Annotated in this window: 19 protein-coding genes; 13 read left to right on the top strand and 6 right to left on the bottom strand. The window is 45.4% G+C overall.

Translation table 11 applies throughout. The features are described 5' to 3' along the window. The first annotated feature begins 1 nt into the window (after nucleotide 1). From tagF to tssH, 11 genes are all read left to right on the top strand, one after another. Entirely contained in the window at nucleotides 2-679 is a 678-nt protein-coding gene (gene tagF, locus ACJJIR_RS20235; RefSeq protein WP_444906610.1) for a type VI secretion system-associated protein TagF, read from the top strand. Nucleotides 680-712: 33 nt separating this feature from the next. Next, nucleotides 713-1,420: a SapC family protein gene (locus tag ACJJIR_RS20230; protein ID WP_444906609.1), complete on the top strand. Its 708-nt coding sequence runs from the start codon at nucleotides 713-715 to the stop codon at nucleotides 1,418-1,420. A gap of 220 nt (nucleotides 1,421-1,640) precedes the next feature. After that, on the top strand, nucleotides 1,641-2,342 hold the full coding sequence (locus tag ACJJIR_RS20225) for a hypothetical protein (RefSeq protein WP_444906608.1): 702 nt from the start codon (nucleotides 1,641-1,643) through the stop codon (nucleotides 2,340-2,342). A gap of 178 nt (nucleotides 2,343-2,520) precedes the next feature. Further along, complete coding sequence (tssA, locus tag ACJJIR_RS20220) at nucleotides 2,521-3,825, top strand: type VI secretion system protein TssA (protein ID WP_444906607.1); 1,305 nt, start codon at nucleotides 2,521-2,523, stop codon at nucleotides 3,823-3,825. A 44-nt stretch (nucleotides 3,826-3,869) separates the two neighbouring features. Next, nucleotides 3,870-4,391 (top strand): type VI secretion system contractile sheath small subunit, encoded by a 522-nt coding sequence (gene tssB, locus ACJJIR_RS20215; RefSeq protein ID WP_413664115.1) that lies wholly within the window; start codon nucleotides 3,870-3,872, stop codon nucleotides 4,389-4,391. Continuing rightward, nucleotides 4,388-5,875 (top strand): type VI secretion system contractile sheath large subunit, encoded by a 1,488-nt coding sequence (tssC, locus tag ACJJIR_RS20210; protein WP_413664116.1) that lies wholly within the window; start codon nucleotides 4,388-4,390, stop codon nucleotides 5,873-5,875. The genes tssB and tssC (ACJJIR_RS20210) overlap by 4 nt, the downstream gene beginning before the upstream one ends. 107 nt (nucleotides 5,876-5,982) lie before the next feature. Continuing rightward, the gene (gene tssC / locus ACJJIR_RS20205) at nucleotides 5,983-7,497 is read left to right on the top strand and encodes a type VI secretion system contractile sheath large subunit (RefSeq protein ID WP_444906606.1); all 1,515 of its coding nucleotides are present in this window, start codon (nucleotides 5,983-5,985) and stop codon (nucleotides 7,495-7,497) included. Between the two features lie 26 nt (nucleotides 7,498-7,523). After that, nucleotides 7,524-7,976 (top strand): type VI secretion system baseplate subunit TssE, encoded by a 453-nt coding sequence (gene tssE, locus ACJJIR_RS20200; protein ID WP_444906605.1) that lies wholly within the window; start codon nucleotides 7,524-7,526, stop codon nucleotides 7,974-7,976. Further along, nucleotides 7,976-9,805, top strand: a complete 1,830-nt coding sequence (gene tssF / locus ACJJIR_RS20195) for a type VI secretion system baseplate subunit TssF (RefSeq protein WP_444906604.1) — start codon at nucleotides 7,976-7,978, stop codon at nucleotides 9,803-9,805. The genes tssE and tssF overlap by 1 nt, the downstream gene beginning before the upstream one ends. Beyond that, nucleotides 9,769-10,899 carry a type VI secretion system baseplate subunit TssG gene (gene tssG, locus ACJJIR_RS20190; protein ID WP_444906603.1) on the top strand — a complete coding sequence of 377 codons (1,131 nt, stop codon included), beginning with the start codon at nucleotides 9,769-9,771 and terminating at the stop codon, nucleotides 10,897-10,899. The genes tssF and tssG overlap by 37 nt, the downstream gene beginning before the upstream one ends. A gap of 41 nt (nucleotides 10,900-10,940) precedes the next feature. After that, complete coding sequence (gene tssH / locus ACJJIR_RS20185) at nucleotides 10,941-13,610, top strand: type VI secretion system ATPase TssH (RefSeq protein ID WP_444906602.1); 2,670 nt, start codon at nucleotides 10,941-10,943, stop codon at nucleotides 13,608-13,610. A gap of 119 nt (nucleotides 13,611-13,729) precedes the next feature. Here the strand turns inward: tssH and ACJJIR_RS20180 are convergent, their stop codons facing one another. From ACJJIR_RS20180 to ACJJIR_RS20155, 6 genes are all read right to left on the bottom strand, one after another. Then, nucleotides 13,730-14,899: a lipase family protein gene (locus tag ACJJIR_RS20180; protein ID WP_444906601.1), complete on the bottom strand. Its 1,170-nt coding sequence runs from the start codon at nucleotides 14,897-14,899 to the stop codon at nucleotides 13,730-13,732. Between the two features lie 224 nt (nucleotides 14,900-15,123). After that, complete coding sequence (locus ACJJIR_RS20175; protein ID WP_444895416.1) at nucleotides 15,124-15,540, bottom strand: DUF6795 domain-containing protein; 417 nt, start codon at nucleotides 15,538-15,540, stop codon at nucleotides 15,124-15,126. 59 nt (nucleotides 15,541-15,599) lie between these two features. Beyond that, nucleotides 15,600-15,893, bottom strand: coding sequence for a PAAR domain-containing contractile injection system baseplate protein (locus tag ACJJIR_RS20170; protein WP_413664124.1), 294 nt, complete (start codon nucleotides 15,891-15,893; stop codon nucleotides 15,600-15,602). A gap of 3 nt (nucleotides 15,894-15,896) precedes the next feature. Further along, on the bottom strand, nucleotides 15,897-16,475 hold the full coding sequence (locus ACJJIR_RS20165; protein ID WP_413664125.1) for a DUF6931 family protein: 579 nt from the start codon (nucleotides 16,473-16,475) through the stop codon (nucleotides 15,897-15,899). A gap of 13 nt (nucleotides 16,476-16,488) precedes the next feature. Continuing rightward, nucleotides 16,489-18,396 (bottom strand): type VI secretion system Vgr family protein, encoded by a 1,908-nt coding sequence (locus tag ACJJIR_RS20160; protein ID WP_444906600.1) that lies wholly within the window; start codon nucleotides 18,394-18,396, stop codon nucleotides 16,489-16,491. A gap of 164 nt (nucleotides 18,397-18,560) precedes the next feature. Further along, nucleotides 18,561-19,049, bottom strand: a complete 489-nt coding sequence (locus ACJJIR_RS20155) for an Hcp family type VI secretion system effector (RefSeq protein WP_413664127.1) — start codon at nucleotides 19,047-19,049, stop codon at nucleotides 18,561-18,563. Between the two features lie 589 nt (nucleotides 19,050-19,638). Here ACJJIR_RS20155 and ACJJIR_RS20150 point away from each other — a divergent pair. Then, nucleotides 19,639-22,260, top strand: a complete 2,622-nt coding sequence (locus ACJJIR_RS20150) for a bifunctional serine/threonine-protein kinase/formylglycine-generating enzyme family protein (protein WP_444906599.1) — start codon at nucleotides 19,639-19,641, stop codon at nucleotides 22,258-22,260. A gap of 104 nt (nucleotides 22,261-22,364) precedes the next feature. After that, nucleotides 22,365-24,302, top strand: a complete 1,938-nt coding sequence (locus tag ACJJIR_RS20145) for a ShlB/FhaC/HecB family hemolysin secretion/activation protein (RefSeq protein WP_444906598.1) — start codon at nucleotides 22,365-22,367, stop codon at nucleotides 24,300-24,302. Nucleotides 24,303-24,343: the final 41 nt, after the last annotated feature.

The following is a 24,343-nucleotide window of genomic DNA, read 5'->3' as shown; positions in this document are numbered from 1 at the left end:
TTTGCAAAATACAGTTGGTATTTTTGGTAAGTTGCCGGGTCACGGGGACTTTGTTCAGCGGCAGCTGCCAGGTAGTTTTGTCACTGTATGGGATGGCTGGTTACAACGAGCGGTATTTGGATCTCGTGAACTCGTTGGTCAAGAGTGGTTGGACTACTACTTGACCAGTCCTGTTTGGAGGTTTGTCCACAGCAAAGGCATCATTGATGCCAGTGCGTGGGCCGGAATTTTAGTACCTAGTGTGGATAGTGTTGGGCGCTATTTTCCGTTGACATTTGCTGCTCCGCTATCCCCGGTAGTGGATGCATTTGCTTTTATGTCTGATGCTAAGAGCTGGTTCCAGAGCTTGTCTGAATTAGCAATTACATCGCTGCAAAATATGCTACATGCAGACCAGTTATGTGAGGCATTTAGTGCCCCCCCTGACAGGGCGGGCATTATCTCTCTGCCTCCAGCACAGGGAGACTTTGTCGTCTCCACAGGCCAATCGAATACTCTGGAAAGAGGTTTTGCAGGTCTATTAGGGCAGATGAGCAAAAGTAGCTACTCCGCATATAGTCTGTGGTGGAGTGAGGGGTCTCAACACTTGGCCCCGACAACCTTGCTGTGCCCATCATTGCCAAGCCCTGAGCTCTATAGCTCAATGCTTGGTGTGCAGTTACAGAAGAATATAAGTTAGGATTGAGGGCACAGCGTGAGACAGCTGGTTATCTTGGATAAGAAGAAGCATCGCAATTGCAAATTAATCAAAAGTGATCTTTCCCACAGTAAGAATTCGCATATTTGCCCAATCTTATTGCCTGAATTCATACCGGTGGCGCGTGCCTGTCCTATTATATTTGCTCGATCAAAAGAGACGGGAAAGCTTGAGAGCTGTGCATTACTTGGCGTAACACCTGGAGAAAACCTTTTTTGGCAAGAGGGACAATGGCAGGGTGATTATATTCCCGCATCTATTCGCTCTTATCCCTTCTATTTAAAATATAAAGAAGGTGACTCTTCCAATGCATTTGTTTGCGTTGAATCGTCTCTATTATCTGAAGACGGAAATAGTTCTTTAGGTGTTAGGTTGTTTGAAGAGAATGGGAATCCAAGTGGTCACTTATTGGAAGCGCAGCGCCGCTTAGAGGATATCCATCTTAAAAAGACGCAGGTTTGGAAGTTTGTCGGTATTTTGCAGCGGAATAATTTGCTGGTAGAAAAAGAAATAAATATAGACTTGCCAGGTGATGTTAAGCATAAATTAACAGGTGTTTATTGTATTTCAGAGAAGAGATTGGGAGAGCTTGATTCTGCAGCTTTCCTGGAATTGCGTGAATCAGGTTGTTTACCTTTTATTTATGCACATCTTTTCTCCTTGCAGAAGTCGACAGCTTTAAGTGCGCTGCATAAAAAATTTCATGCGAAAATTCTTCACTGATATTAAGAGTGGATTTTTGCTTTTTACCTATGGATTTGTTGATCAGAACGTTAATTTAAGAAAACCTATAAAGTTTGATTGAATTTAGATAATTGTATTAGAGGTTCTGGTTGTAAAGTGAGTATCAGAGCAGGAAGCTAAGGTTACTGATATGTCTTACAGAATAATTTTTACTGGGGAGATAAGAGGTTCTGTAGAGCGGCGCTATGCAATTGCTGCATTGGGGCGTGAATTTGGTTTGGGCTTTAGTCAAATAAAAGGACTGCTGACTGGGGCAAAATCTCAAATCAAGGCTACGGAAGATAGAAGGGAAGCCTGCCAGCTAATGAAAAAGTTCTGGGAAGCGGGATGGCATACTCAGCTCTGCTTGGGTGATCAATTAATACACTGTACTGAAAAGTCTAGTAATTGTGGTGACCCTCCGTTACCTCCCGCTCTAGAATTTTTGGAAAGTACTGATGGCACAGTTTCTATTGGTATTCCAGCCGGTTGGCAAGGGTTTGACAATCTGAATAGGGAAGCTGTGATTCAGGCCGGAAGTTCAGAGTTAAGTCGCTATTTGATTGTACTAAAGCAAGATCGATCTCTGCTTCCCCACGATTTGTCGATTGAGCATTTCGGTAAAGCACAAATACAGCAGTGTCTGACTAGAGTGGAAAATGGCGTTATTATATCCGGGCCTGAACCACTGATAAGCAACAGTCAAAATGGCCATATTTATGAGATGTCTGCTGAGGTTGTAAAAACACCAGTTCGCTATTTGGTCACTTTCTTTCAGAGCCCGGATAGTTTCTATTCTGTGTTTTTGTGGTCATCTCTTGAGAACTTTGAAAAGAGTAGGTCTGAGTTTTTGCATATTTTTGCCACATTTAAACTTGTGACTAGTATGGGGAGTTGCGATTCAACAGCAGTTCCTATGTAATGGCTTGGAATAAGAAGCCAAAATCTAACAAAAATAAATAGCGTAAAATTGTCAACTGAACATGTTTTTTAAAGTAATAGGTACCAAGCGCATTATTTGCCTTGATTAGATATCTACAACGTGTACTCTTCTCAGAATTCTGATTAAAGGATTTGATTCGGTATAAGGGCCTTTTTTGATGGCATTCCCAAACACGATAAATATCGATGAATTAGTTGCTCCAATCTCAGAGGATAATCCCGTAGGGGAAGATATCCGAGAAGATCGTTCGCCAACTTCTGATTATTACTCGATCAAAGATGCTCGCAACAGTGCAAGAGCTGCTGAACGCTCCGCAATGTTCGATGATGCAGACACAGACCTACTTGCACCTTGGAGGGATGTAGCAAAAGCTGCAGAAAATATCCTAGGGAAAAAGAGTAAGGACTTGGAGGTTGCCAGCTGGTATACCGAGGCCTTGATTCGCTTACATGGCTTTATTGGCTTGAGAGATGGCCTGCAGGTGATCGACTCGTTAGTAGAGCAATATTGGGAAGGTCTGTATCCCTTACCAGACGAAGACGGCCTTGAGACAAAAGTAGCACCCCTGACAGGTTTGAATGGTGATGGTGGTGATGGCACCTTGCTAATGCCTATTCGCAGTGCCGGTATTACTCCCGAAGGGGATTATGGGGACTATTCATTCTTCCAATTCCAACAGGCTCGGGATGCTGACAGAATTGCAGATGACGATGCCAAGGCTGCTCGAATAGAAACACTGGGTTACAACCTTGAGCAGATTGATCAATGTGTAAACAGTGCGAGTGGTGAATGGGCTCAAAACCTCGTCCAGACAATCGAGGCAGCGCTGGGGCACTTTAAGACCATAAATGATAGCCTGCGACAAAGCTGCGGCCATGATGCCCCCCCATCCACGAATATTTCATCTCTATTGGATGAGGTGTTGCGGACAAGCCGTTTTATTTATAAGACGCACTTGGAGTCTATGGAGCAGACTCAAGAAGATGTGGCGCCTGAATCATCAGAAGTGCCTGCTGGGGAAGTTCAAGCTGGAAATGCAGCTGCAGCAGCGGTTACTTCTGTGGCTGCCTCTGCTGTAGCTGTCCCTACCGGTCCGGTAGTGTCCAGAGAAGATGCCTTAAAATTGCTTGAGCAGGCGGCAAAGTATTTTCGTACCTATGAGCCGCATACGCCGCTGGCGCCCGGCCTGGAGAGGCTGATAGGCTGGGGACGAATGACCGTTTCACAATTGATGTCTGAATTGCTACCTGATGATCAGTCGAAGGCGCTTTACTCCCAGTTGACGGGAGTTCGTCTCGATGGCACGGATACACAAAAATATATAACCCCACCAGTGACTACAAGTGGCACGTCATCAGCTCCTGCGGTTGCCGCAGATACACCTACTGAAAGTGTATCCGCGCCAGTCTCTGATGAAGGTTGGGGTGAGCAACCGCAAGAAGAAGCCAGCACTGGTTGGTAATTAACTGAGAACAGCAGTCCCTAAAGTCGGAAAGGAGACCTTAGATGTCTGAAAGCATCCACAACAAACTTAAGCGCGTGCGTAAGCCGCGTGTACATATCACTTACGATGTTGAAACTAACGGAGCCGAAGTCAAAAAGGAGCTTCCTTTTGTGGCGGGTGTTATGGGTGATTACTCTGGTGATAATGCCGAGAATCGCAAGGCACTGAAAGATCGTAAGTTTATCCAAATTGACCGCGATAACTTCAACGACGTAATGGGTAAAGTAAACCCAAAGTTGAACTTGCAGGTGGAAAACACCCTGACTGGTGACGGTAGCAAGATGGCTGTTGATCTCGACTTCAACAACATGGACGCCTTCTCGCCGGAGCAGATTGTTGAGCAGGTTGAGCCACTAAAGCAATTGCTTGAAGCCCGTAGCAAGCTGCGTGATCTGCTGAGTAAAGCTGATCGTTCTGAGGAGCTTGAAAAAGTACTTGAGGATATTCTCAAGAGCACAGAAAACGTCAGCGCTATCTCTGACCAGTTGGGCTTGAATGAGGATAAAGGAGAGGACTCAGAATGAGCACTGAAGTAGAAAATGTTGCAGGAAGTGAAGCTGAAGAGCAATCGGCGAGTCTCCTAGATCAGGCGATTGCGGCAACTAAACAAACTGAGCCTCAAGAAGCACAAGACTTGCTTGCGAATTTGACAGAGCAAGTAATGAAAGGGACGGTCACCTGGGATCGCAACCTGACCCAGACCATCAAGAAAGCTGTTAGCGCGATTGATAAGGCCATGTCCCAGCAGCTGTCTGCGATTTTGCATGACGAGAAATTCCAGAAGCTGGAAGGATCATGGCGTGGTCTGAATCACCTGGTCATGAACTCGGAAACTGGCGCTACCATGAAAATCCGCATGCTCAATCTGAGCAAGCGCGAGCTCTTCCGCGACCTGGATAAGGCAGTTGAGTTCGACCAGAGCCAGACCTTCAAAAAAATCTATGAAGAAGAGTTTGGTACTGCGGGTGGTGAGCCATACGGCGTAATGATCGGGGATTTCGAGTTCACCAGCCACCCTGAGGATATCGAGCTTCTGAGCAAGATGTCTAATGTTGCTGCGGCTGGCTTCTGTCCGTTTGTTGCAGCTGCCGGTGCCGGCATGTTTGGTTTTGATGACTACACGGAACTTTCCAAGCCGAGAGATCTGGGTGGTATTTTTGAATCCGCCGAGTACATCAAGTGGCGCAGTTTCCGTGACAGTGACGACTCCCGTTTTGTCACCTTGGTAATGCCGCGTACCCTGGCCCGTACCCCTTATGGTGCTAACACCAAGCCGATTGAAGCTTTTGACTTTGAAGAGTTTGAAGTGGATGAAGACGGCGTTTCCCGTCCAGCAGAGCACGATCAATACTGCTGGATGAATGCTTCTTATGTTATGGGCACCACCATGACTCAAGCATTCGCTGAGAACTCCTGGTGTACTGCAATTCGCGGTGCTGAGGGTGGTGGTAAAGTAGAAGGATTGCCATCTCACGTGTTCAAGAGTGACGATGGGGATCTCGATCAGAAATGCCCCACAGAGATTGGTATTACCGATCGCCGTGAAGCGGAGTTAAGCGCTCAAGGCTTCTTGCCTCTGTGTCACTACAAGAATACGGATTACTCGGTATTCTTTGGTGCTCAAAGTGCGCAAAAGGCGAAGGCATACGATGACCCTGACGCCACTGCTAACGCAGCTATTTCTGCTCGCTTGCCTTATTTGATGGCGACCTCTCGTATTGCACATTACCTCAAGGTAATGGCTCGCGATAAAGTGGGTTCCTTTATGGAAGCTGGTGATTGTGAGCGCTGGTTGAACAAGTGGATCTCCCAGTACACTAACTCCAACCCCGACGCGAGCCCTGAAATGAAAGCGAAGTACCCGCTTTCTGAGGCGCGAGTAGAAGTAAAAGAGATTCCGGGTCAGCCTGGATGTTACAGTGCGATTGCCTATCTGAGACCCTGGTTACAGATGGAAGAATTGACGACGTCCTTGCGTATGGTGGCAAATATCCCATCTGCGGGATAAGGCTCCGGGCCCGCCTCTAGGGGCGGGTTCTCTCTTCACATGGCCTTGTTCAAGGCCTGCGTTTTACCATTATTTATTCAAATAATAATTCTTGTTGGAGTATACCGGTGCCCCGTGCAGCACATGACCAAATATCGGAAGATCAATCAGATGTTCTACCGGAGAAATTGGCGAGAGGGCAGCAGAGAGAGCTACATAAATTTCTGCAGGAACCGGATGATCTTTTTGCATTTGAATATTGGCTCACAGAATTATCCCCCTGTACAAATAGGGATAATTATTCCGTTCGCCATTATCTGAGTCGAATTATCGCCGAGTTGGACGAACTAATCTGTGACCAGCTGAATTGTATAATTCATCACCAGAAGTTTCAGAGACTTGAAGCGAGCTGGCGGGGGATATCCTTATTGGTGTTTGATACACCCCACGCTGAAAATATTAAAATCAAACTCTTGGATGCCAGCTGGAAAGACCTCGCGAAGGATATAGAGCGGGCCCCGGATTTTGACCAATCTGGGCTGTTTCATCTTATATATAATGAAGAGTTTGGTACTCCAGGCGGCGAGCCATTTGGTTTGTTACTTGGAGATTACTATGTATCCCATCGGCCGCTGCCTGACCACCCTTATGATGATGTATTTACTTTGCAGGGCATCGCGCATACTGCAGCCGCAGCCTTTGCCCCGTTTGTTTGTGCATCAGCACCGCAACTTTTTGGTGTAGACAACTTTTCGGATCTAGCAAAGCCTATCAATTTTTCAGAAGTGTTCCGTCAAAAAGAATACATTCGGTGGAATGGCCTTCGGGATCTGGAAGACAGCCGATTTATCGCTTTGACACTTCCTCAAGTTTTGATGAGAGAACCTTATAATCAGGAATTTTCATCCTATCGTGGTTTGAGGTTTCAGGAGCAGGTACGGGCATCCCATAACCAGAATTATTTATGGGGGAATGCCTGCTTTGCATTGGGTGCCGTACTGTTAAGAGAGTTTAGTGAAGTTGGCTGGTTTTCACATATTAGAGGGGTTGCACGTGACCATCTGGGCGGAGGGCTGGTAACCCAGCTTCCAATGGTGCCTTATAGGCCAGATAGTACTCCTGGCATGATCCGAATGGCCACTTCAATTTTGGTAACTGATTTTGCTGAGCGGGATTTAAGTGACTTAGGGTATGTATGCTTGAGTCATTGTTACGATACTCCTTACAGCGCCTTTAATAGTGTTCCATCACTTCAAAGGCCGAAGCAATACACATCTAAAGCAGCCACGGCTAATGCGCGTATTAGCTCTATGTTACAACAAATACTTTGCGCATCCCGATTTGCTCATTATATCAAGGTAATGATAAGGGATAAGGTGGGTGCCTATATGAATGCTGCAGATTGCGAACGGCAGTTGCAGCATTGGTTGGATGAATACACAACGGGAAGGGATGACCTTTCCTGGGAAATGCAGGCTCGATACCCTCTACGGGAGTCTCGGGTGCAAGTAACGGATGAACCAGGCAAGGCGGGTAGCTATCAAAGTGTGATTCATCTCAAGAGTCATTACACCGTTGACCATCTTGTATCCGAGCTAAAACTTACAACCGCATTGGCAACAATCGGCGTCGGAGCTACCTAATTAATATGGTTAGAGAGAAGCGATTATTGGCCCCGGTATTGGATCGATTATTACAATCATCTAGTAAATTGGATGTACATCAATCCCATCAAGTGTTGAGGCAGTTGCGTGAAGGGGTGCGTCGTGATTTGGAATACTTGTTCAATACAAGATTTAAATGTATTTCCGCACCTTCAACTCATGAAAGTTTAGAGCAGTCAAATATTAACTACGGGTTACCAGACCTATCAACAGTCAATCTTTCCTCTGCCGCTAGCCGAAAACAGTTTTGTCGAGATATTGAAAAAACAATTTTAAATTTTGAGCCCAGAATACGTTCGGTAAAAGTAACCACCCAAGACAAAGTGGATGTCGAAGATCCTAGTATACGCTTTCGTGTTGAAGCTGTATTACATGTAAATCCAGCGTCGGAAGTTATTGTATTTGATTCGGCACTCAACCCAGTTACCCAGCTGGTGGATGTCTCTGAGATTATGTGATGAGTGAAAAATTAATAGATCTCTACGAGCGAGAGCTCGCATTCATTCAGCAAACTTCTGCTGAATTTGCAAAGATGCACCCAGCTGCCGCATCCCGACTTCAGCTGGATGCAGACACAGTTGATGATCCTTTAGTAGGGCGACTGTTGTCCGGCTTCGCTTACATGAATGCTCGGGTGCAGCAAAAGCTGAGTGATGATTTTCCGGAGTTAACGGATGCAATGCTGGAAACTCTGTATCCTCATTATCTTCGTCCAATTCCTTCTTGTGCCATTGTTCAGTTTGAACCGGAAAAGGATTTGGATGCGATAACCCGGGTAGAAACGAAGACGTTACTCGAAAGTGACAGCTTTCAAGGGCAAACCTGCCGCTTTACAACTTGTTATCCAGCAGAAATTTGCCCATTTCAGGCGGTGAGTGCCACCCTGATGCCAAGGCCATTTATCGCTCCGGGCTGTAATGACATTCAGGGCGCTAATGCAGTTTTAAAATTATCCCTTAAAACTTTTAGCCCAAGCATAAAATTTTCTGAGCTAAACCCTGAGAGTCTCCGCTTTTTCCTTCGTGGCCAACCATCTCATATCTATAGTTTATATGACTTGCTACTAAGTAAGTGTGTAAGGTTGGTTGTTGCCAATGGGGAGAGTGATCCAAAGCCAACTTTTCTCTCTCCGGATGAAATATGTCAAGTGGGGCTAAGTCCAGATGAGGGTTTATTGCCATATCCTGATACCGCATTCGTAGGATATCGACTCCTAACTGAATATTTTGCTTTTCCAGAAAAGTTCCTTTTCTTGGATATGTTGAACATTGGTGAGGCGTTAAACGAGAGCTTTGACGACACGTTAAATCTGTATTTTTATTTATCCGAAACTCATGAGGAGTTGGAAAAACAGATTTCTCCAAGCATGTTTGCTTTGGGCTGTGCTCCGGTTGTTAATTTATTTAAACAAAGTGCAGATCCTATTCCACTTAATCACTCGCAGTATAGTTACCATGTGGTCCCTGATGCCCGCAGGAGTGATGGCTTAGAAATATACTCAGTGGATGAAGTTGCGGCAACTAATGGTGATGGAGAGACAACCAGTTACCGGCCTTTCTATGGAATTCGACACAGTCAACATCATGCTGATCAATCTGCATTTTGGTTTAGTCGTCGCAGAGATGTGATCGAAGGAGAGCATCGGAATGAACAAGCATCTGAGATTGATATAAGCTTAGTCGATCTGGACTTTAATCCGCATAGAATTAGTGATCAGACATTAGATATTAAGTTAACCTGCTGTAATCGAAATCTAGCCAAAAAATTACCTAGTGGTAGCGCCCAGCCTTATTTAGAGGTTGTTGACGGTGATTTGCCAGTTAGCCGAATTAGTTGTGTGGTTTCCCCAACGGCAACTATACGACCGCCTCGACGAGAGCGAGGGTATTGGAGGTTAATTTCTCACCTTAACTTAAATCATCTTTCTCTATCAGGTGCAGAGGGATGTAATGCGTTAAAAGAAATTTTTAGGCTTTATGACTTCCGTGACTCTGCTAGTACGCGTAATTTAATCGAGTCATTGTTAAAGCTTAATACTAAACCGGTTACTGCTCCGATTCAGATTGATCAAAGTGTAGTTTTATGTCGCGGCACAGAAGTTGAGATTGAACTTGATTCCATGATGTTAACAGGAACAAGTCCATTGTTATTTGCTAGCATCATAGAGCGTTTCCTGGGCTTATACTGTTCAATTAATTCATTTACAAAACTGATTGCCACTATGAGTGGTCGAGATGGGGAGTTGAAGCGATGGCCACCTCGCGCCGGCGAAAAAGCTTTACTGTAATTGAGCGTTTACGCCGAGAGCCTTATAACTTTGATTTTTTTCAAGCGGTAAGGCTGGTAGAGCGTGCAGTACATCTGGCAGGTACAGGTTTCAGTAAAGAACCTATAGCTAGCGCTGCCCCTCCGACTAAAGAGCTGATTCGGTTTAGTGCTCAATCTGGGTTGTCTTTTGTCAGCTCGGATGTTTTACGTCTAGAGAAGAAAAGCGTTGAACATGAAGAGCCCGATGAAAATGAGACTCATCAGTGGCATATGGAGGTGGGTTTTACAGGGTTAATCGGTAGTCAGGGGGTGATGCCCTATTACCTGACAGAGTTAGTGCAGAGGGAGCTTAGGGAGAACAATACGGCGCTGCGTGATTTTCTGGATATGTTTAATCACCGAAGTATTTCCCTTTTTTATCAAGCTTGGCATAAATACCAGTTGCCTGTGAATTATGAGCGGCAACGCCTGCAGAATTCTCGAGAGCCAGACAAGTTTACCCAGGCTCTTGCGTCCCTTGCAGGGCTTGGTACAAATGAAATGCGCTATCGAATGCCGATACCGGATGAAGCACTAGTTGGAATGGGAGGACACCTTTCCAGTGGACGTTGTTCCGCTACCGCTTTATCCAGCATGATCAAGCATTATTTTGATTTAACGGTAAGTATTGAACAATTCCAGGGACAGTGGGATGAGTTACCGGATGATATCTTGTGCCGACTGCCCAGTGCTCAGGTGCCGAAGGGTATTAATAATTGCTTGGGAGTAAATACCATTCTGGGTACGCACTGCTTCCAAGCCCAGAATAAATTTCAGGTAATTATTGAGTCAATGCCTTATGAGCAATTTATGACTATTGCTCCGGGTACGAAAAAGTTGGAATCGCTTAAGGAGTTTATTCGCTTTAGTGCTGGTATCGAATTGGATTTTGAGTTGTCGGTGACACTTTCAACCAGCCAGGTGGCACCTATCCAGCTAAATAGAAAAGCTGAGAATGAACCTTTACTGGGATGGAATACTCACATGGCTAGTGAACAAGATGGTGAAAGGTTAGTACAAATAACCTTAAGTGCAGACAATATTTCACCTGATGAAGCTTTACCTGCTGCATAAGTAAAATTAACAACATTATTATTTAGGAAAGGATATTCAACGTGATCAATATCGATTTGAAGCGATTGGTTGATACCATGACTCCGCATATGCGTGACTCACTAGAGGGCGCTGCTGGGCTTTGTCTGTCACAGAACCAGTACAATGTTGAATTAGAGCATTGGTTACTGAAACTTTTGGATCAGTCTGATACTGACCTTTACCATCTGTTGGAAAAACACGACTGTAATCCAGCAAATTTTGCCAAGCAGCTGGCTACAGCGATTGCTGGATTTCGGGCCGGCAGCAGCCGTCCACCAGCCCTGTCCCCAACTATCGTAGAAGCAGCGAAGAATGCTTGGATGCTGGCTTCTATTGATTATGGACATAGAGCAATCAGTTCCGGACACTTTTTGGCTGCGCTTTTACTGGAAGAAACTTCTCGTCGCCAGATTTTAGAATCCTGCCCAGAACTGAAAGAGATAGCTCCAGAATCGATTCGCGAAACCGCTCGTGCAATGTTTGGACAAAGTGGAGAGTCTAGCCATATTAGCGCTACGGCGGATATGGATGATGGCGCAGCTGCAGTTGCTGCAGCTGCTTCTAAAGCTCCAGCTTTGGACAAATATACAATCAACCTAACTGAAAGAGCGAAGAAGGGAGAGATTGACCCTGTACTTGGTCGTGATGAGGAAATACGCCAATGTATCGATATCTTAACTCGCCGGCGTCAAAATAATCCGATCCTGACTGGTGAAGCAGGTGTTGGTAAAACTGCCGTCGTTGAAGGCTTTGCTCTTCGAATAGCTAGTGGTGATGTACCTGAGCCATTGCGCGGTGTAGCCGTACGCACGCTTGACTTGGGACTTCTTCAGGCTGGCGCCAGTGTAAAAGGTGAGTTTGAAAACCGCTTGAAGTCTGTAATTTCAGAAGTGCGAGCATCTGCAACGCCAATTATTCTATTTATTGATGAAGCGCACACCATGATTGGCGCGGGCGGTAAAGAGGGGCAGGGGGATGCGGCTAATCTCCTGAAACCTGCACTGGCTCGTGGTGAATTGCGTACTTTAGCTGCCACAACCTGGGCGGAATATAAGAAGTATTTTGAACGCGATCCTGCTTTGACCCGTAGATTCCAGGTAGTAAAAGTGGAAGAGCCTGATGAGAGCAACGCGATTGATATGATGCGTGGTATCGCAACCTCGCTGGAGGAGCACCATAAAGTACGCATTCTGGATGAAGCTATCATAGCTTCGGTCAAGTTATCTCATCGTTATATTCCCGGGCGCCAATTGCCAGATAAGTCTGTTAGCTTACTGGATACGGCCTGCGCGCGCGTCGCTCTTAGCCAGTCTGCTACTCCTGGGGCGATTGAAGATGCTCGTATCAATATTGATCGCACTAATACTACCCTGGCTAAACTTGAGCGTGAAAACGCAGCAATGGGTGAGCATGAGGAGCAACTGGCAGAGCTAAAAGAGTTTAAAGCTTCCGAAGAAAAGCGTTTGGAAGTGCTCGAACAGCAATTACTTAAAGAAAATGAACTAATCGGACAGATTCAACAACTCCGCGATCAGATCGATGTAGAGTTTATGAAGGCCCAAGGTGGTGAAGGTGAAGATACACCCGACGAGGCCTTATTAGCCGACTATCAGCAACAGCTCAAAACATTAACTGCGGACTTGGAGGTTATCCAGGGGGATACCCCGTTAATGCAGCCAGCTGTTGATGAACAGGCTATTGCCGCAGTAGTTGCCAACTGGACTGGAATTCCTGTCGGCAAGATGGTTAGCGATGAAATTATTGCTGTGAAAACTTTGTCAGAGCGCCTGAATAAACGTGTTATTGGTCAGCCCCATGCTATCGAGGCTGTAGCTCAGGCAATTCGCACTTCTCGAGCAGGCTTGACAGACCCGCGTAAACCGGTGGGTGTGTTTATGTTCTGTGGTACTAGCGGTGTAGGTAAAACAGAGACTGCCCTTGCCTTGGCTGATGAGCTGTTTGGTGGTGAGCAAAATATCACGACCATCAATATGGCTGAATTCAAGGAAGAGCATAAAGTATCTATGCTGTTGGGCTCTCCTCCCGGCTATGTAGGCTACGGAGAGGGCGGTGTTCTTACCGAAGCTGCACGCCGTAAGCCTTATTCGGTAATCTTATTGGATGAGATGGAAAAAGCTCACCCAGGTGTACAAGATGTTTTCTATAACCTGTTTGACAAGGGGACCATTAAAGACGGTGAAGGAAGGGATATCGACTTCAAGAACACCGTAATAATTATGACCTCCAATGCAGGGGAGGATGCAATTAGAGCTATCTTCAGTCAGGTAGAAGAAAAGCCTGAGCCAGACGTATTGATGGATAATATCCGCCCACATCTGCTACAAAAATTCAAGCCTGCTTTCCTCGGTCGAGCAAATGTGATTGCTTATTACCCTCTCGATGATGAGAATCTGGTAGAGATTTGCAGAATCAATATGCGTAAGATTGAAAAGCGCGTTCACGAGCATTACGGAGCTTCCTTTAGCTATGACGAGGATGTTTTGATTAACATCGTTGCTCGTTGTCACGAAGCTGATACAGGTGCTCGTAATATTGAAGTTATTCTGAACAAAACATTATTGCCGGAGTTGGCTAGTGAATGTTTGGATAAAATGGCGCGCGGTGAAGAGGTGAAAGCAATTAAAGTCTCCGCTGCTGAGGATGGGGGGTTTGCATATAGCGTAGTTTAATAATAGTGAAGGCTAGGTGGTGTAAAAGCCACCAAGCCTTCACTAGTATAAGTGTTGATTAAATTCTTTATTTTTAAATAAAAATATATTGTAAGTTTTCGCTCTAGTGACTTATAAGTTTATTCGTCTCTAAATATTGATCTTGCTGCTTTTTCGACAAGAAGATCAATTTTTTGCTTTAATGAGGTCAGAATGTATCGAATAAACTGATATGTTAGATTGATATCTTTTTTAACCTTCATTCCTAGCATAATCATTATCTTCTTGATCAAGTTATAAACCCAAGAAGATAGACTTTTAGAGAAATCAATCCCTTGTTGTAAAACATAAGCTAGCATGTCTAACAGTGTTACACCGGTGGCTATGCCGAATTGTATAGCTATTCCGGTTAGCTTAAGAATTTTCAAGATCACATAAGATATGGCCTTATTGATCATTTCCATTGTGTTAATTGTGAAGCTTATTGGACTATCAGATTTTAGCCAATTTTCAATTTCTGATGGAGAGGTGGGTGGCTCTAGTTCATACATGGTATCCCAAGAGCTAGCTTTATTTACACTCTCTATATATCTAAACATTTTATGATATTCACCTGAAGGTGAATTCCCGGGACTGTTCAGACAATATGCTTTCTCCCCATATGGTAAATGATAAAAGGGCCACATTGGCACCATAGGAACAACATCAGTTTTATGATACACCCGATATATATCTTTACCTTTATTTAATTCGCTGGTAACAAGTTTAACAAAACTTAAAGCCCCAACTCTTGGGCTGCCGAAAGTATATAGTTTTATGTTGTTAGTCGGAGATAGCCCTGATTTTTTTAACCATTCACTGGTAAGTGTTGCTAGAGCCCCTCCAAGGCTGTGTCCAACACAGTGGATTGTTCTAACATTATGACCTAGGGAAGAGATTTTTTCTTTTAACTCTGGCAAGATGCTACCAAAGCATTTATTGAAGCCAGTATGCACAAGCCTATTTGTTTCTGAAGGAGAAAATCCAACAGTTGCATCCGTTGCCCAGTCAAAGTAATTGTCTGTTCCTCTCAGGAGGACGAGTACATCATTTTCAAACTCTCCCTTGCCGTTTGCTACGATACCAAAACCGGTTCTTTTCTTTATAACCCATAATGTCCCTGAATTGCCGTCAATGACATCGTCGTGATTTGAAAAATCCCATTGGTTTTTAAAACGATCAATAGTTGGCGGGGTGAATTTATCGCTTTGAATTTCGTAAACTGAGCTTGCTAATAATGCAGCATCTTTATGCGTAATTGTACTTCCCATCCTAGTCCTCCTAACCGTGATATGAAATACCTCGGTGGTTTGTTGCTAATTAACTCCGATAAATAAGTATGAAATACAACATATCTTAACCAGATGGTTTTCTGATCATGATTAAGTGTTAATACGTAGCACACGTGCTGATTATTAGGTCTTTATTGTTAAAGGCTTATTATTTTTATGAGTGGTAGATGTTATGTGGGTAATTGATTAATACTTTAGGGTTGTTAACTGTCTTGTGTTTTAAGTTTGCAGTTGGTGCCCACAGAATTGAATGTCAAATGAATAAATTTGTATTCATCTGTTATTTCGCATTGGAAATCTAGTTTTTTACCCTCAAGTTCAGAGTTCAGTTCTTCGCTTCTCTTTACTGTTTCCCAAATTAAATAATCTTTTCCATTATGGTTAACTATTATTTTTTGATGAGAAACGAACTCTTTGGGAAGCAAATTTCTCTCTAGTTTTGTGAGTGGTTCAAAAGAAAAGTGGCCGTAACTATCAGTTATAGTAATATCTTCATAAGTTTTTCCATCACATTCCACTACTCTTTTTACTGATGTATTTTGAGTTGGGGAGTTTTCATATGTTAAATAGCCATTAACGGGAGAAAAAAGGAAAACCTCATCTTTTGTGAAAATTGACATAGATACTCCGCTAGTGGATGAAAGTATTATTACAATAAATAAAAGAAATCTAGACATTTTCAGCCGCCAATTAATACCGTCGGGCAACCAATAACTATTTTTCCACCATGCCCTGTGGTGTCTCCCATTCTTGCTGCAGGTTTCTTTTGCAGCATTACCGTTGTACTTCCCATGGCGACCGTATCGGGCGGTCCAACACAGGTACAAGTGCTACCAACGGTTGCTGAGGGCATCCCACCGATGATAACGGTGGGTGCTCCTGGGCTTACTACTGGGCCACCCACATGAGGTACTGTGCCGGTGACCATTGGGCATACGTGCATATCACCAATACGGGAAGCTGGCTTACCCATAGTTTATCCCTCAACCCTACCGTTTCCGCCTCGTGCTAGATCGAGACCTTGCTCCATATAGCGCATGAACCTTTTGTTTGGATCGACTGGGTCAGATAGCACGGCAGCAAGGGTAACACTGCCTGCGACTGCATGAGCATAAAGGTGTTCTGGCGGCTCTACTACCGGCTCACCTTCGGCTGCTAAGCTGCCATGACACCAACTCGCTGCAGTAGCCGCCCAGCTCGCTGGAGTTTTATGTTTTGTTTTATCGCCGAATAGTTTGCAGCGTAAGCGGGCTTCTTCACTGGGCTTTTTGGCCCAAGTCTCTGCTGCATTAAGCGCATTCACATTGTCATCGTCAGTTTGAGGGCCTTGGATATCTCGGGCCGCGAGGCAAGCCCACCACACGGCTTCCCGCTTTGGTAGGCCATGAGCAAGCAACTTGATCGCGTCTGGAAATAGGCCGGCTTCCACAAGGCGGTTTATGCTGACTTCTGGTGCTGTATCCGGTACCAGATGATCTTCTGCCTCGTCACTAACTTCAAAATTCTTAAGTAGCTCATCTGCGGTGAGAGCTTCTACTTTAATGAGGTCTGTCATTGGTATATCCCCATCAGTTAATCATGGTTACGCCGCCTTTCAGGGTCAGCATCCCGCCACCTTTAACTTCTGCAGTAGCGTCGCCCTTACAGGAAAGCATTGTTCCTTTGATGGTGATACCAGCTGGAGTCAGTTTAATACTGCTACCGCCGACTTTTAATTCAATGGATGCTTTGGAGGAAATCTTAATTGCACCCATTGCATCAGTAGTTTGAGAACCTTTACTGACCTTGAGTGTGTGATTTCCTGACCCGATAGTTACAACTTGATTGCCTTTACTGACATTGAGTTTCTGATCACCTTTTGAGATGGTGACAACTTCACTGCCATCGGTAACCGTAATAGTCCGGTCTTGCTTAACCTCAAGGGTTTGTTTGTTCTCTATCTTACCTGTTTGGTCATTATGGACGACAAAGTTATGGTCTTTGCCGGCTTCCATATAAAGCTCTTCGCTTCCGCCTTTGTCATCAAACCGAAGTTCGTTAAAGGCGCTACCTTCATACTCAGTTTTCCAGCCACTTTGGGTCGCAGTATAATTGGGGCCCGGATTATCACCGTTATATACGGCTCCGGTTATAAGCGGTCTGTCTGGATCACCATTAATATAAGTAACAATAACTTCTTGATTGACTCTGGGGACAAAGTTGGCGCCCCAGTTTTTTCCGGCAAATGACTGCATCACCCGTACCCAACAGCTGTTCTGCTGTGAATTCCATGGGAACTTGACTTTGATTTGGGTGTAGGGGTCTTGTGAACTGTCAGAAGTGGTGGCCTTAACTTCAAGAACGCGTGCGACTTGCGGAGAGTGTACTTTCTTCGCAAAAATATTTGGCTCAGGTCTTGGAGTTACTGATGACGGAATACAACTGAAAGTATTGTGGAAATGTGTTTCCGCACTATTGCCGTCTGTAGCAGAGATATGGACGGAAGTAATCAGGTACTTCCCTTTCTCTGACGATATTGTGTGGTCAAAATTAAAACGGCCGCCCGCTGTGAATGAGGGGCAGTCACTGCGCCCATGGCTCACATCAAATAAAGCTTCTTGCGCTTCCATTGAACGCTCGGCGAGCGCCTTATGGTAGCTATCTGTGAATTTGTGCTTATTTTCACCGTCAGCCTGGAAATGGTTTAGCCCATAAAGGCCGCGCATGTAATTACTGACATCATTCAGTTGGCTGGTAGTTTTAACTTGCTGTTTATTATCTTTTGTTGCGGTGAACTCACAATAATCTTTCAGTTCAAATCCGCCACCATGATAATTGAAATTTCGCTGCCAGCTACTTACAGTATTTTTTGTCGGATGACTGCCGCTCCCATCGTACTCTATCTGTTCGCTTTCACAGTCATAGAAATCCTGGCTATCATCACAAAGTACAAGTTCGTGTTGCCCATTTGAGTGCTTGAAGTAATAGGAGATACCCTCTTCAGCCATAAGGCGATTGATGAATTCAAAATCGCTTTCATCAAACTGCACGCAATATTCACGAGTTATGTATTCAGCATTTAATTTAACGCTTAGCTTTATAACTTTGCTGTACTCGCCCAAAACTTCTTCAAGAATCTGTTTAGCAGATTTCTTTTCAAAAATTCTGTTGGAGCCCCCAAGGCTGGTAAACCAAAGGCCAGGTTGAATTGTGGCGCTATAACTTCGCACTCCCTCAGCGTTAACATCGCGCAGAGACAGTTGAGTAACGTAACCATTGATATAGCGAGGAGTTTCTGAGTGGTGCACAGAAACTGTAACAGCCTTGCCGACGATATCTTTCTGGCTTATTGCATGGTCATCGGATAGGAGCTGAAGTTCATAGCGGAAGAGTTTGGATATATGCTCTTCGCCTTGCAGGCTGGTAGCGATTACCGCATCCGTGCCGAGCGGGCTGTCGACTTTAATCAGTCTTCTATCTTGATTTAATGTAGTCATGGGCAGCCCCTACTATCCCTACGGTGCCTTGGAGAATAGTACTAGTTATTATACATTCAGTTATTTAGCTGAAAACTCAATAAGCGCTCAGCTAAATAACTGCTAAATAATGGTCTGCAGAATTTCCTGCAGACCATTGTATATGCAGATCAGATTCTGCTGGCTTACAGCGGCTTGGCTGTTTCCAGGTCGTATCCAACACGCATATTTTTGGGGTTCTTGTTGGTCTTGTCTGCGTGGTTGAGGTCCGCTTCGATTTTAGCGTAGCTCAGGGATACAGACTCAGCCGGAGCGCCACCAGCGGAAGCACCGATGCTGTAGGAGGAAATCAGGGTGTTTTCCAGTTTGTAAACAGCGTACTTCTCTACAGAGTTAGCACCGGTTTGTACTACGTGGATCTCAACGGTAACACCTTCGTCACCGGTTACAGAAGATTTGAACAGACCGCCGGAAGCAGCGTCGATGCGCTTGGTGAAGCTTACTTCGCTCAGGCTTGGGCGAGAAGCTTCGCGGTTTGACATGGCGCCAGCTTCCATGGTAATGCCGCGGCCAACACCGAAGTTGAAGCTGTCAATTTCGATCCAGTCCTCGTAGCCGGAAGCAGTAACATTGCCTTTGATGGCTTTGTTGTTGTAGTTCATGTAGATAGCCATGGGATGTCCCTCATTAGTTGGCGTGTGATGTTGGTGGTTAATCCCTTACCACCGCGATTCGCAGTAGTTCAGGTGGTCGTCGCGGTGGCAACTGTGATGATTTAAACAAAGAGAAAGCTAAAAACAAACTAATTTTCGAGTTATTTAATCGACTCTGGCACTAATTTCGAGAGGCGATTTTATGCCGTTACGATTTATGCCTGTTTGCTCAAATTGACTCTGACACTAATTTAATATTGCTAAAAACTAACAAATCTCTAACGGGGATAAATAAGTGGTTTGAGTCATGGATATTGATTGACAGTCAAATATCTATTTGAAAGCATTTACTGGTATTTTTTTGATAAGCTTGCTTTGTAATAATATGTAATTCAGCCTTATATCGGAGCGATACTCAGTGTTTTCGGGGGCTGGATCAAGATAATAGTTTGATGGCGTGTTAAGGCAAATTTATTTGAATATTGATTCATTGTTGCCACATAGGCTGTTCGATATACTTCGCACCCTACTTTATTGCCTTGCCCATTAGATCAATAACAAAGTTTTTGCAGATTTGGATGTGTCGTAATGGTTTCCCATGGAGGCGGAATTGAACGATAAGACGCGTATTGTTCGGCCGAGTGACACTCCGCCGGGCTCAGGCCAATCAACCAGCGGGCTGACAGAAGATGGTGATATCACCGTTGTTGTGCAGCAGGATAAGACTGGAGCAAATGATCACCCCCCGGTTAAAGGTGCCCAACCGGTAATCCCTTCGGCTGCTGCCAGCTTTAGCTCAGATGCTACTGTCTTTGCGCCTTCCCCTAATCCTAATCGGATGGGAAGTGGGGCTGGGACCAATGAAGTTTTGGGTGGGGTTTCTGCCGATTCGGCAGTAATACCTGAACCCTTTGAAGCTTCTGGCTCAAATGCAGTGACCAAAACTGTAATCAAAGGCCGATTTGAGCTTGACAAACTCCTGGGTGTTGGGGGAATGGGGGCAGTTTACAAAGCCCTTGACCGCCGTAAATTAGAAGCCAGTGACAGCGAGCCCTATGTTGCTATCAAGCTGCTTAATGATGATTTCCAAAAGCACCCCGATGCTTTTATTTCTCTCCAGCGGGAAGCGCGCAAGTCACAAACGCTTGCTCACCCTAATATCGTAACGGTTTACGATTTTGACCGCGATGGAGATCGCGTATTTATGACAATGGAGTTCCTTGAGGGTGCTCCATTGGACAAGTTGTTGCGCGATCATGCCGATGTTGGGTTGGAGCCCGAGCGTGCCCGCTCGGTATTTTGGGATATCTCCCAAGCCCTGATATATGCCCACTCCCATAAAATTGTTCACTCGGACTTTAAGCCAGGCAATATTTTTGTCACCAATAAGAAAGGTGCAAAAGTATTTGACTTCGGTATTGCCCGAGCTGTTTCTGAAGGGGGAATCGCAAATAAAGCTGGCGAAACGACAGTATTTGACGCGGGCACTCTCGGAGCCTTGACTCCGGCGTATGCGAGCCTTGAGATGCTCAAGGGAGCTGAACCGGCACCGAGTGATGATGTATTTGCGTTGGGTTGTGTTGCCTACGAACTATTCTGCGGGCGCCACCCTTATGACAAAACGCCTGCCGATAAAGCCATGGAGCAGGGCCTACGCCCCAAGCGGATCAAAGGGCTTAATCGCAGGCAGTGGCGCGCACTTGAGTCAGCGCTAGAGCTAAAGCGCGAAAACCGCACTAGTACCGTAGAGAAGTTTGTACAGGCGTTCTTTGTTAGCCATGCCTGGAAGTGGGTACTAGGCAGTGCGTTTGTCATGTTGTTGGGCGGTGCTGTAGTGGGTTATGGCCATCTGCAGCAGCAAAATGCCGTAGAGCAAGAGCGAGTCAGAATCGAGCTCGAGCGCAAGCACGAACAGGAGCTATTGGCCAGGCGTATTGCTGATAAGAAAGAGGCTATCACCCGGTTGATTGGCCTGAGTATTTTGACTCCAGCCTGGGAGCGAGATCTTCAACTGGAGTTGGAGGAGTACTCTGAGCTGAACCCTGCGGATAAAGAGTTCCTGGATTCCTCCCGTCGCCAGGTATCAGAACTTTTCCTGGCTGCTGCAACCGGTCAGTTAAACCTGGGTAACCTCGATCAGGCCGATGTCATGCTGGCGGGGGTTGCCAACTGGTATGGTGAATCTAAAGAAGCTGAGGCTATCAAAACTCAACTGGCGAATGATAGAGAGAATCTGCGCGCTCGCCTTGAAGCGGAGCGGATCGCTGAAGAGCGCGAAGCCGAGCGTATTCGCCTGGCGGAAGAGCGGGCAGAGCGTCGCCGCCTGGCTGCGCAAAAGCAGCAGCAGATTGATGCTGTGCTCGATGATATGGAAGTAGCACTCACCTGCAGCTTCTCCATGAGTGCCACTGCAATAGGTTCACAGTTGTCCAGCCTGGCAAAGCTGGATAGTGCAAAAGCCTTGAAGATCCGCCCAGTGGTGGGCGAAGAGCTGGTAAATTGCGCATCTAATCTTGGCACCAAGGATCCGATACAGACGGAAGCCCTGGTTGATCAATTCAGGGCTCTACTGCCCGCATACCAACCATTGAAAGACTTTAAGCTCGATTTTTGTGGGCACCTGGTTCCTGGCAGCGGCCGACGTGGTGATCGCTACACCTGTCGTGACCGTCTTGCGGATGGCAGCAAGGGGCCGGCAATGGTGGTGATTAAAGGTTTGAGTGGCAGGCCACTGGCTGTGGGTAAATATGAGGTGAGCAGTACTGAGTTGGCTCAATTCTGCCGCATTGCTGGTCAGTGCGGAGAGCAGACTCCAGAAGCAACGGACTTGCCGGTAAATAACTTATCCCTGGCAACTGCAGAGGCTTATTTAAGTTGGCTCAGTGATGAGACCGGCTACCGCTACCGCCTACCTTCTGAGCAGGAGTGGTTTGCTGCTGCAAGTGCCAGGGGGGAAGACGAAGTAGCGGATCGAAACTGTCATTTGAAGTATGGCGGTATTGAAAAAGGTGCTGAGTTAGTACCTGCCCGAGCTGGCTCCTCTAACGGATTTGGGTTACTTAATGCTGTAGGTAATGTCCAGGAGTGGGGATTAGGCACAGAGGGCGAGTTGCTCGCTTTGGGAGGTAGCCGCATTGATCCAATGAGCCGTTGTCTGGCAACAACCAAGAAGCTTCATAATGGCCAGCCCGATGAGTTTACCGGTTTCCGTGTCGTTAGAGATGTTAACTAGATTAAACAATTACCAGCGAATATCGATACGATAGTTGAGTTGGTTAGATTAAAGATTAAGAGATTAAAACTGGGGGAAATATGCTTGGGCTAGGAAAAAGTAAGTTGGCATTATTTATAGGTGCTGGCTTTCTTGTATCGCAAGTGCCGGCTTTTGCCCAGGAAGATGGATCTAATTTTCGCAACCGAGTGCGGGAAGCCTTTAATCAGGATACGTCTACTATTAATGAAGTGGATGTAACCCAAGACTTTCTCCAGCGTACTTATGAAGCTGAAGACCCCAACTTAAATACAGAAATTCCTGAAATCTCCCAGAGAAATCAGGGGCCGCGGATTACTGTAAAAGAATTTAAGTTTCATCGTTTAGAAGAATATCCCGAATTTGGTATTTCCCGAGAAACCGTAGAGGAAATGGCAGAGGAACTTCGGGCTAAATTCATGAAAGAGGATCAAATCCTCGCTAGCGGTTATACCGTAGACAACCTGGAAGAGCTTGCAATATTACTGGGCAATATGAATGCTCAATTTAATCCTGGTGGCTTGGGGCCCGCTGAGCTTAAGAAGCTGGTAAGTGTAATTGAAAAACAAAATAAAGAGAGGGGCTTAAGTTATGGCGATCTCGAAGAGATTGCTGCTGAACTGACAAGCTTCTATCGTCGCCAAGGGCTGTTTTTAGCCCAAGTGCAAATTCCCGCTCAAGATGTGGAAAATGGAGTGGTCACTCTTACAGTACAAGAGGGGCTTCTCGGGCAGGTTGTTGCCGAAGATAACGAAGAATACACAGACGAAAAACTGGCAGAACCCTTTGAAGACCAGCGTGGCCATCTGGTAAATCATGAGAATATCGAGGAAGGATTATATTTACTTAATGACCTGCCAGGCTTAAACGTTACCGGGTATTTCAGTGCGGGTGACAACCCTGGTGAAACCAAGCTTAATTTAAAAGTACGTGAAACGGATTCCTGGCGCGCTTCATTTAGGGCCGATAATCACGGTTCTCTCTATACCGGTAGCGAAAGAGTTTATGCGACTGTTGACTGGCTGAATCCCCTTGGAATCGGTGATGCTTTAACATTGGGTTATTTGAAATCCAACCCTGAATCAGATGAGGATTATGGTTCTGATCTCGGGCAGTTCAGATACAGCTTCCCTCTGTTTGGCCCCCGCACCCGGTTGGAAATATCAGCAGATCACAATGAATTTAGTCTTTTCAATGAAGAAGATGATAGTGACTTAGTTAATCGGCTGGAAATATCAGGTGTGAACAAAACTTATGCACTGTCTTTAGATCATAAGTTTCGACGCTCAAGGGATTTCAACCTCACCGGATCCTTCGGCCTGACAGAAAAAAAATCAGACCTGGATGGCGTTATCGAGTTTACCAATGACCACGTTTATGGCGGGGAAGTTGGTATTTATATGGATAGCCTTTCTAATGGCTTCCTTTCAATGCTGAATATAGTAAGTGCTACCGCACAGTATGGTGAGCATCAAAATGCGGTTGAACCGGGTAGGGGAGATGACTTCAATAAGCTGGCCATTAACACCAGTTCTCTGATCTTCCTGCCTATGCCTTTTACCGATGACCACTCAAGGCTGATAGTAAAAGGAAGAGCTCAATATAGTGAGAGCAGCCTGCCTGGATTTGAGCAATTGTCACTGGGTGGAGCCAATGGTGTGCGTGCTTTTTCTGCAAGAGATTTTTCTGCAGATATGGGCGCAGTTGTTTCCGCAGAGTGGTATGTAAACTTCCCTGAATTTATGAACCCCATCCTGTTTAATCAGCGTTTAAATGACATTTTCCAAGTAGCACTGATTGCCGATGTTGGATATGGCTATGTGAATAACTATGAGGATACCGTGGAGGACGACTGGGCTCGATTCTCCGGTGGCGGAATGCTGTTTAAGATGAATTGGAGTGACAGTTTCTCGAGTAAAGTCTCTGTTGCTTGGCCAATTATGTCTAGCTCCTCGATAGTAAATACTGGAGTTGGTGAAGACGAGCCCACCGTCTACGCTGACTTTTCGATTTTTTATAACTGAATAATTACTGTTTCCTGAATACTTAAAAGTAGCAAGGTTCC

The organism is Microbulbifer maximicatervae (SeqCode) (genome assembly GCF_052467385.1).
Note: the sequence above shows the minus strand (reverse complement) of the source record. Positions and strands in the feature narration are given on the sequence as shown.

What these genes read in the sequence shown, in the direction of transcription:
- tssB (WP_413664115.1), top strand. Translation starts at nt 3,870, where the DNA reads ATGTCTGAAAGCATCCACAACAAACTTAAGCGCGTGCGTAAGCCGCGT.
- ACJJIR_RS20160 (WP_444906600.1), bottom strand. Translation starts at nt 18,396, where the DNA reads ATGACTACATTAAATCAAGATAGAAGACTGATTAAAGTCGACAGCCCG.
- tssF (WP_444906604.1), top strand. Translation starts at nt 7,976, where the DNA reads ATGAGTGAAAAATTAATAGATCTCTACGAGCGAGAGCTCGCATTCATT.
- ACJJIR_RS20155 (WP_413664127.1), bottom strand. Translation starts at nt 19,049, where the DNA reads ATGGCTATCTACATGAACTACAACAACAAAGCCATCAAAGGCAATGTT.
- tssG (WP_444906603.1), top strand. Translation starts at nt 9,769, where the DNA reads ATGGCCACCTCGCGCCGGCGAAAAAGCTTTACTGTAATTGAGCGTTTA.
- tssC (WP_413664116.1), top strand. Translation starts at nt 4,388, where the DNA reads ATGAGCACTGAAGTAGAAAATGTTGCAGGAAGTGAAGCTGAAGAGCAA.
- tssA (WP_444906607.1), top strand. Translation starts at nt 2,521, where the DNA reads ATGGCATTCCCAAACACGATAAATATCGATGAATTAGTTGCTCCAATC.
- ACJJIR_RS20165 (WP_413664125.1), bottom strand. Translation starts at nt 16,475, where the DNA reads ATGACAGACCTCATTAAAGTAGAAGCTCTCACCGCAGATGAGCTACTT.
- ACJJIR_RS20180 (WP_444906601.1), bottom strand. Translation starts at nt 14,899, where the DNA reads ATGGGAAGTACAATTACGCATAAAGATGCTGCATTATTAGCAAGCTCA.
- ACJJIR_RS20175 (WP_444895416.1), bottom strand. Translation starts at nt 15,540, where the DNA reads ATGTCAATTTTCACAAAAGATGAGGTTTTCCTTTTTTCTCCCGTTAAT.
- ACJJIR_RS20170 (WP_413664124.1), bottom strand. Translation starts at nt 15,893, where the DNA reads ATGGGTAAGCCAGCTTCCCGTATTGGTGATATGCACGTATGCCCAATG.